Source organism: Candidatus Eisenbacteria bacterium, from assembly GCA_016235265.1.
Classification (GTDB): Bacteria; Eisenbacteria; RBG-16-71-46; order RBG-16-71-46; family JACRLI01; genus JACRLI01.
Window position 1 is genome coordinate 1 of the sequence record JACRLI010000027.1, and the last position, 8,612, is coordinate 8,612.

The window sequence follows — 8,612 nt, forward strand, 5'->3', positions numbered from 1 at the left end:
CAGAACAGACTGTCTTGTGGTAGAGTCGGACACGCGAAGGCCTCCGAGGTGCGAGAAAGTGGCGTTGACAACCGCTTTCTAACACACGGAGGCCTTCGTGTCTCTACTCAAATCGATGGTCTCGCGAATTATGCAGGCTAGCGATCACGCCCGAGCGCGCGCAACCACGTGCTCCGGGCGATCTGAAGGTCGTAGCGAGCCTGGACGTCCTGCGTCCGGGCGCGCGTCAGCAGCGACTGGGCGTCGGTCACCTCGATGATGGACCCGGTGCCCGCGCGGTAGCGGCCCTCGGCCACGTTGAAGTTCTCCTCGGCCTGGGCGAGCAGCTTGCGCGCCACGCCCAGGTTCTCGCGCGCCACGTTCAGGTTGATCACCGCGCGCTCCACGTCCTCCCGCGCCCGCAGCCGCAGCGAGGCGTAGTCGGCCTCCGAGGTCCGCTCCGAGGCCTTTGCCTCCTGGGCGCGCCTCACGGTGAGCAGGCCGTCGAACACCGGCATGCTGGCCGAGAGGCCCACCGACCAGCTGCGGGTGGTGTTGGAGAACCACGAATCCCCGCTCCGCCAGCCGTAGGTCAGCGAACCGTCCACGGCGGGGAAGAGGCCGCCGCGGGCCGACGACGCCTGGGCGCCCGCCGCGCGCAGTCGCTGCTGCGCCGCGCGCAGGTCCGGGCGGCCGCGCTCCGCCTCGTCCAGGCTGGCGCGCGCGTCCGCCTCCGCGATGTCCTCCGCCTGCACGTCGCGGATGGGCGGGGGCGTGCCTTCCTCGAAGCCCAGCGCGTGCGCCAGCGCCACGGCCGCCAGGCGCTCGTCGTTGCGCGCCTTGATGAGGTCCAGCTCGGCCGAGGTCAGGTCCGCCTCGGCCTTGGTGACGTCGTACTTGGGCCGCGTTCCCACGGTGAAGAACGCCCGCGCCTGCTTGAAGTGCGCCTCCTGCGCGTCGCGCGCCGCCCGGGCCACTTCCACCAGGCGGCGCGTCTTGAGCAGCCCGAAATAGGTCTCCGCCACCGTCTGCGAAACGTCCAGCCGGGCGGCGCGGGCATTCTCCTCCGCCGCGTTGGCGTTGCTGCGCGCGGCGCGGATGGATCCCGTGGTCACGCCCAGGTCGAACACCCTCTGGCGCAGGGAGAACCCCGAAGAGTAGGAAGTGGCGCCCGACTCGCCGCCGCCGGCCACGCCCGCCCCGCTGCGGCTCACGTCGGCATCGGCGCTCAACCGGGGCAGGGCGCCCGAGAGCGCCTGGCCGGCCCGCGCGCGGGCGGCGTCGTAGGAAGCCTCGGCGGAGCGCAACGAGGGCTGCCGCTGGAGGGCGATCCGGATGCACGTGTCGAGGTCCAGGGTGTCCGCGGGAGCCTGCGCCCGGGCCGGCCCGGTCAGGGCGGCATAGGCCAGGAGCGCGCAGAAGCTCGATACGAAGCGATGGCTGGTATTCAATGGCCTGCCTTCCCGGTGCGGCGGCGCAGGAGGGTGATCCCGGGAACGTGGGCTCGCTGGCGGCCCGGGCACGAGGCGTCGCCGATAGTGGATGGATTGGTGAACTCTACCCTAGGACGTGACCCCTCCGCAAACCGTTGCCCCCTCTTTGAACCAGTGTCCGGCGGGCGTCCAATGGACGTACCATGGGGGCATGAAGTTCCCCGACCGCCGGGAACTTCCCCCGGCAACTCGACGTCCAACGTCCGATCGACGGTCACGTGCCCGTGGTCCGGCGATCGGAGGTGGTGGGGGATCCCCCGGTGGGTCGGACCGGGGCCCCCGTCGCCCCTGGGCGGGCTCACACCCGCCCAGGGGCCCATCCCGCACCGGGGCGGCGCCCGCGGGGAATCGGGGGGCGCCGGGCCGCCCGTGAACGAGTCCGGCGGTCCGTGCTGCCCACCCCATCCGGAGAGTGTCCGATCGCCTCGATGGACCCGCAGTTGATCGCCGCCGCCCGGCAGGGCGATCCGGATGCCTTCCGGGCCCTGTACGACACGCTGGTGTTTCCCGTGACCCGCGTGGTGCGCGCCCTGGTGCGCGACCGCGACGTCGCGGACGACGTGGTGCAGGAGACCTTCGTCTCCGTCTTCCGGGGCCTGGGAGACTTTCGCAGCGATTCGGAAATCGGGACCTGGGTGACGCGCATCGCGCTCAACCGCGCGCGCGACGCGCTGCGGCGGCGCAAGCGGGCGCCGCGCTCGCTGGACGCGCTGGAGGCGGAGGACGGCCGGCCGCTCGACGAGCGCGCCGACTTGGCCGCCTCGGAGAGACCCGCGAGCGATCCCTGGCTGGCGCGACTGCTGCGCGCCCAGATCGACCGCCTGCCGCCGGAGTTCCGCGATTGCTTCCTGCTGCGGGAGGCGGGCGGGCACTCGTACGAGGAGATCGCAGAAATCATGGAAATCCCGGTCGGTACAGTTCGGTCCAGGCTGCTGCGGGCCCGCGAGCGCCTGCGCGCCGCGCTGGGCCCGGCGCTCCGGGAGGAGCGGGAGTGAGCATGCGACCCGTGGCGTGTGACCTGGAGCAGCTCCAGGACCACTTCGACGGACGGCTCGATGCGGCCGCCTCGGCGGCGGTGATGGCGCACGTCCAGGCCTGCCCGGAATGTGACGAAGCGCTGTCGGCGTGGGGCGCGATGCGGCGCGCGGTGGCGGAGCTCCCGGTCGCGGACACCGCCCACGTCCTCGCGTGGCCCGGGATCGCCCGCCGCGTGGACCGGCGGCACGACACGGCGGCGGGCTGGCTCCGCGCGGGCTGCGTCGCGGCCGGGCTCGCGATCGTGCTCGCGCTGTGGCAGCTGTTGAGCGTCCCGCCCGCGGGCCGGCTGTCCGCCGCGGGCGCATGGGACGAGCTCGCCCTGCAGTCCTCCGACGCGCGGCAGCAATGGATGCTGTCGAACCTGCCGCTGCCCGAGGACCAGTTTGGCGGCGCGCCGCCCAAGGAGGCCCGCCCATGAGGCGTACGCTGGAGTTGCGCACCGCTCTGCTGATCATGGGGCTGCTTCTGCTGGTCGGCCTGGTGGGCGGCGTGCTGCTCGACCGGCTGGCGTGGGAGTACGGGTTCCTGCGCGGCCGGCCCGAGCGCATGGAGGGCCGGCTCATGGACCGGCTTCAGAGGGAGCTCTCTCTTACCGCGGGGCAGCGCACTGCGGTGGACTCACTGTTCCACGAGCACCGGAGCAGGATCGAGCGTCTGCGGAAGGTCGTCGAACCGATGTTCTCATCGCGGCAGGACTCCCTGGACGCGGCGCTGGCCCGGGTGCTCAGCCCGGCCCAACTCGAGAAGCTGCAAAAGCTTGCCCCGCGTCATGGCCGGCGCCATCACGGGATCTTCGGGTTCCCGGGACCGGGAAGCCGGGCCCACGGCCCGCGCGACACTGGAGGGGCCCCGCCGAGCCCTGGCCGTTAGGCCCGTGGCCGCCCGGAGCCCCTCCCCGGGCGGCCATGCCGACCCGGGCACCGTCCGGCGAACCCCCAGCAGAAACTCGCGTTGACACCGCTTGCAGGCCCGCTTACGATTAACATCAGCTTGAGGACAACTCAGCCCTCGGGTCGCAGTGAATTTCTCCAAATGTGTCGGGATGGCCGCGCGGCGCGCGGCCCGCTGCGGAGGCAACGCGCAGCACGTCGCCGGAATTGTGGAGAATTCCGGTTCGCGACTTCCACGAAGCGCCTTCGCCCGACAGCAAGAAGGTGACCGGACCATGAGACACACACGTATCACCCAGGCCGGGATTCCGATGTGGATTCTCCTGGCGGTGTTCTCGGTCAGCTTCCTGCTAACGTATCTCCCCTCCCCATGCGCCGCAGGAACTGAACCGACCGCACCCGGGACCACGATTTCGACCAAGGGTGGTCCGGACGATCCCGACGATGGCAAGGGCGACGGGCATGGCATCCCGGGTCCTGGCGTGACGTCGATCCGTCCGCGCACCCCGCAGATCGGAATCAGCAGTCCCAGCACGCCGCCCGCCGCACCGGGCATTCACGCTCCCAAGGTCGTGATGCTGCCCGGCGAACGCGGATTCAGCCTCTGGCTGATGGCGCTGCGGACCTTCATCCACGTGGCGGTGCAGGTCCGGTAACGGGCCTGGCACGGACAAGAGCCCATGAGTCTGCCCGAGCCCTTCCGAGCCGACGCGGAAACCGGCGTATTGCCGCAGGACCTCCTGCGCGCCGAAGAAGCCATCCTGCGGGGTGACTTCGACGGCGCGTGGGCGGCCTGCGACGCGCTGGAGTCCCGCGGCGAACTGGGGACGGACCCGAGGGTGCGCGCGGCGACGCTGCTGGTGCGCTGCCGCGTGGACCGCGTGCGCGGCGAGTATTCGCGCGCGCTCGAGGCGGGCGAAGAGGCCTTCCTTCTCCTCAAGCCGCTCGACGACCCGGCACTGCTGGCGCGCTGCCACTCCCGCCTGGGAGCGGTGCACTACCGGCTGGGCAACGCGGAGGACGCGGAGCGGCATTACCGCGCCGCGCTGCATCTCTACGAATGGGACGCCCCCGACGCCCGCGGCCGGGCGGTGGCGCACAATAACCTCGGCGTGCTGTTCGTGCAGCGCGCCCAGTGGACCCTGGCGCTGGACCACCTCGCCCGCGCCATCGCCATCGCGGAAGACCTGCACCTCGACGACAAGCTGGGTACCTGGCTGCTCAACCTGGGTTACGCGCACGTTCGCGCCGGCAACTGGAGCGACGCGCAGACGGCCCTCGAACGCGGCAGGGAGCTGACCGCGGCGTTCCCGCTGCACCAGGCGCGCGCGCACATCGCCCTCGCCATGCTGGCGCTGCAGATCCGCGACTTCCCGGTGGCCCTCGCCCAGCTGCAGGCCGCGCTGGACATCGCGCGGCCCCGGGGGCACGCCCGCGAGGAGGCGATCGCCGAGGAAGTGTGGGGCGACCTGCTGTGCGAGCAGGGCGCGACCCAGGAGGCGCTCAGCCACTACCAGCGCGGGCTCGCCATCGCCCGGCTGCACGCGCCCGCGGGCGACGTGACGGCCGAGGTGGAGCGGCGCCTGGCGCAGGCCTGCGTGGCGCTGAACCAGCCGCGCGAGGCCATCGAGCACGCCCACGCCGCCATCGAGGTGGGCACGCGGATCATGGACCCCATCGAAGTCGGCGCCGCCTACCGCGCGCGCGGCGAGGCGCAACTGCTCCTGGGCGACCGCGGCGCGGCGCGCCGCAGCTTCGACCTCTCGGTGCACACGCTGGTCCGCGTGGAGGCCCGCCTGGAGCTGGCATTCACGCTCAAGTCGCTCGGCGGCTTCCTGGTCCGGCACCCCGAGCACCAGCGCATGACCGGGGAGGAGAAGAGCTCGCTGTTCGAAGCGCGCAACCTCTTTATGCGGCTCGGTATGGACCACCTGGTGCGGCAGGTGGACTTCGAGTTGTCCGAGATCGAGCGCACCCGCGGGCTGTTCGTGCGCCGCTTCGGCCCCAACGCGGTCGAGGAGGACGCGCCCAAGCTCACCTCCCAGCAGCAGTTGGCCGGGTTCCTCACGCTCGACCAGCGCGTGCTGGCGGACCTGCGCGTTTGCGCCGAGACCTCGGCGAAGGTGCTGCTCGAGGGTGAGACTGGCACGGGCAAGGAGATGTTCGCGCGCTCCATCCACGCGCTCTCCGACCGCTGGGACAAGCCGTTCGTGGTGCTGGACTGCGCCGCGCTCCCCGAGGGCATCGCCGAGAGCGAGTTGTTCGGCCACGTGCGCGGGGCCTTCACCGGCGCCATCCGCGACCAGGAAGGCCTGGTGCTCGCGGCAGACGGCGGCACGTTCTTCATTGACGAAGTGGGCGAGCTCACGCCCCGGCTGCAGCTGAAGCTGCTGCGGCTGCTGCAGGAGCAGACCATTAAACCGGTCGGCGGCCGCACCACCCGCGAGGTGGACATCCGGATCATCGCCGCCACCAACCGCGACCTGCGCACGGAGGTGGAGGCCGGTCGGTTCCGCAAGGACCTTTACTACCGGCTCAAGGGCATGTACGTGCACCTGCCGCCGCTGCGCGAGAGGCGGGAGGACGTGCGGCTGCTCGCCGAGCACCTGCTCACCTACTACGCCAACAAGCACCACCGGACTTTCACCGTGAACCCGGGGCTGTTGCAGGCGCTCACCCAGTACGACTGGCCGGGAAACGTCCGTGAACTGGAGAGCGAGGTCGAGAACCTGGTGGCGCGGGTCCAGTCGGGCGGAGAGCTGACGCCGGAGTTGCTCAGCGCCGACGTTCGCCGCAAGGTGTGGACCGGCGGCGCCGACCACGTGGGCCTCAAGACGCAGCTGCGCGAGATGGAGATGCAGTCGGTGTCCGAGGCGCTGCGGCGCCACGGGGGCAACAAGAGCGCCGCGGCGCGCTCGCTGGGCATCACCCGCAAGACGCTGGCGCGCAAGCTGGCTTCGGTGAGCCTCGACGGCTGATCGGCTGGATACTTCGGAAGCATGGGGTGGGTCACCATGACCCACCCCTCTTTCTTTTTGCGCAGCAGCGAGTTACGTCAAATGTAAACCTAATGGTGAGTCGTTGGTATCCATCCAGGCCTCCGGTCCGGCAATCCAGCGTTGCTCGCAGCCCGAACCGACCTATCGCCCTGACCGAGCAAGTCTATATATACCAACAGTTTGACATCATGCAATGGTGGCGATGTTCAGAATTGCCCCTGGCATCGCCAGTTGGCACGCGCCATGCGATAGTGTGATAGCAGATTTCGGTTCCTACTCGCTCTCAGGGGGCAGGTAGTCAACCAAACGGACTTGGCGCCGACTTTGTCGGGAGGGGTCCGCTCCGAAGCCCTCACATCAGTCCATCTCCACATGGACTGATGTGGGGGCCCGGGGTAGAGGCAGAGAGGCGCCAGATTTTCAGGAAAGCCCGAGCTGGCGTCCCCGCGAGCCTGGCAACACCGGTAGCGGGACCTTGCTGGCCCGGCACAAAAAGATCGGCGTCGGACCTATCGGGAGGGGTCCACCCCGAGCCCTTCGGGGAGCGGGGTAGAGGTAGGACGGCGCCGATCCTCTATTTTCTCCGGCCCTCTCTTTGGGCCGCGCTCTTGAGGCGGCGGGAATCTCTAGGCCCGCCACCGGGAGCCGAGGCCCGTTCCCGGGGCCGGAGACTTCTCCGCTGGCACGTCAGGGCGCACCGAACTGCACCTCCGTGCGCCCTCGGAGGGTCTCCGGGCCCGGGCCCTTGAGGGCCCTGCGCCTCCGCTCCGTCCGGCGGCGCGTCTCCACACCGGCGTCCGCGCCTGCCCGGCGCGACGCCGGTTTCGTTTCCGGGCCCGCCGCCTGGCGGGGGTGACACTCGCCACGACGAGGGCTGCCCTCCGCCGCCGCGCTTTCCGAGGTCCCTTCCCACCGCCGCGCTTTCCGAGGTCCCTTCCCACCGCCGCGCTTTCCGAGGTCCCTTCCCACCGCCGCGCTTTCCGAGGTCCCTTCCCGCCGCCGCGCTTTCCGAGGTCCCTTCCCACCGCCGCGCTTTCCGAGGTCCCTTCCCACCGCCGCGCCCTCCGAGTTCCCTTTCCAGGGCCGCGCTTTCCGAGTTCTCTCTCCACCGCTACACTCGGCCCCGATTCCATTCCTCCATCCACCACATTCCACAGGGGTAAAGCCATGCGGTTCAAGGACCAGGTCGCGTTCGTCACCGGGGCGACCAGCGGGATCGGCCGCGCCACGGCGCTGGCATTCGCGGCCGAGGGCGCGCACGTGGCGCTCACCGGCCGGCGCGCGGACCGGCTGAAGGAGACGGCGATCGCGGTCCGCGGGAAGGGCGTGAAGGCGCTGGAGCTGGAAGGCGACGTGCGCGACGAGGCCGCGGCGACCGCGTGGGCGGCCCGGGTGAAGCAGGAGTTCGGCCGCCTGGATTACCTGGTGAACGCCGCGGGGGTGCTGGGCGGCGGATCCGTCTATGACACGCCGCTCCAGGAGTGGGACCGCCAGATGAACACCAACGTCCGCGGGCTGTTTCACCTGACCCAGACGCTGGCGCCGCTGCTGCGGGAGGGGCGCGACGCGGCCGTTGTGAACGTCTCCTCGGTGACCAGCTATCGCCCCTACGCCAACCTGCTGGCCTACTGCGTGAGCAAGGCGGCCGTGGACATGTTCACCCGTTGCGCGGCGCTGGACATGGCCCCGCACAACATCCGCGTGAACGCGGTGAACCCGGGCGTGGTGCGCACCGAGCTCCACACCGTCACCAGCGCGGTGGCCGACTACGAGGCGTTCCTGGAACGTGGCAAGGCCACCCACCCCCTGGGCCGCGTGGGAACCCCGCAGGAGATCGCCGCCGCCATCCTGCACCTGTGCTCGAAGGACTCCGCCTGGGTGACCGGAGCGACGCTGGCCATTGACGGCGGCCGGGGGCTGATGTCGGCGCGGTAGGGAACCGGCGCGGCGCCGGCCGGGGGCTGATATCGGTGCGGCAGGTTGTGCTTCGAAGAATGTGTCTGGCGGGGAGCCCAATGGCTCCCCGCTTCACTTTCCCGCTTCGACAGCCTCAGTCCGCGTACCTGAGCCGGTGCGTCCGGTTCACCCCCAGGGCTGGAGTCTTCACTGTCCTGCGGTAGTACCTCTCCAGCGTCTCCGGCAGACCCACCCGGGAGGGGAACAACCTCCGCCCCAGGACCTCGCTCACCGTGAGAGCCCTGCCCAGCAAGCCC

General features: G+C 70.6%; 8 protein-coding genes. 6 read left to right on the top strand and 2 right to left on the bottom strand.

The features are described from left to right. Positions 1-137: 137 nt before the first annotated feature. The gene (locus tag HZB25_13955) at positions 138-1,430 is read right to left on the bottom strand and encodes a TolC family protein (protein MBI5838338.1); all 1,293 of its coding nucleotides are present in this window, start codon (positions 1,428-1,430) and stop codon (positions 138-140) included. A gap of 431 nt (positions 1,431-1,861) precedes the next feature. Here HZB25_13955 and HZB25_13960 point away from each other — a divergent pair, with 431 nt between their 5' ends. The 6 genes from HZB25_13960 to HZB25_13985 all read left to right on the top strand — a co-directional run bounded on the left by HZB25_13960 (position 1,862) and on the right by HZB25_13985 (position 8,334). Next, complete coding sequence (locus HZB25_13960; protein MBI5838339.1) at positions 1,862-2,467, top strand: sigma-70 family RNA polymerase sigma factor; 606 nt, start codon at positions 1,862-1,864, stop codon at positions 2,465-2,467. After that, positions 2,464-2,928 carry a zf-HC2 domain-containing protein gene (locus HZB25_13965; protein MBI5838340.1) on the top strand — a complete coding sequence of 155 codons (465 nt, stop codon included), beginning with the start codon at positions 2,464-2,466 and terminating at the stop codon, positions 2,926-2,928. Before HZB25_13960 ends, HZB25_13965 begins: the two co-directional genes overlap by 4 nt. Next, positions 2,925-3,380 (top strand): hypothetical protein, encoded by a 456-nt coding sequence (locus tag HZB25_13970; GenBank protein ID MBI5838341.1) that lies wholly within the window; start codon positions 2,925-2,927, stop codon positions 3,378-3,380. The genes HZB25_13965 and HZB25_13970 overlap by 4 nt, the downstream gene beginning before the upstream one ends. 295 nt (positions 3,381-3,675) lie before the next feature. After that, positions 3,676-4,056 (top strand): hypothetical protein, encoded by a 381-nt coding sequence (locus HZB25_13975; GenBank protein ID MBI5838342.1) that lies wholly within the window; start codon positions 3,676-3,678, stop codon positions 4,054-4,056. Between the two features lie 24 nt (positions 4,057-4,080). Beyond that, complete coding sequence (locus tag HZB25_13980; GenBank protein ID MBI5838343.1) at positions 4,081-6,378, top strand: sigma 54-interacting transcriptional regulator; 2,298 nt, start codon at positions 4,081-4,083, stop codon at positions 6,376-6,378. A gap of 1,188 nt (positions 6,379-7,566) precedes the next feature. Next, positions 7,567-8,334, top strand: a complete 768-nt coding sequence (locus HZB25_13985; GenBank protein ID MBI5838344.1) for a glucose 1-dehydrogenase — start codon at positions 7,567-7,569, stop codon at positions 8,332-8,334. A gap of 115 nt (positions 8,335-8,449) precedes the next feature. On the opposite strand, the gene HZB25_13990 is transcribed toward HZB25_13985, so the two are convergent. After that, positions 8,450-8,612: hypothetical protein (locus tag HZB25_13990; protein ID MBI5838345.1), on the bottom strand; the 163-nt coding region annotated here is incomplete at its 5' end.

Coding starts and splice junctions, on each gene's coding strand:
- HZB25_13970 (MBI5838341.1), top strand. CDS start 2,925: ATGAGGCGTACGCTGGAGTTGCGCACCGCTCTGCTGATCATGGGGCTG.
- HZB25_13980 (MBI5838343.1), top strand. CDS start 4,081: ATGAGTCTGCCCGAGCCCTTCCGAGCCGACGCGGAAACCGGCGTATTG.
- HZB25_13985 (MBI5838344.1), top strand. CDS start 7,567: ATGCGGTTCAAGGACCAGGTCGCGTTCGTCACCGGGGCGACCAGCGGG.
- HZB25_13975 (MBI5838342.1), top strand. CDS start 3,676: ATGAGACACACACGTATCACCCAGGCCGGGATTCCGATGTGGATTCTC.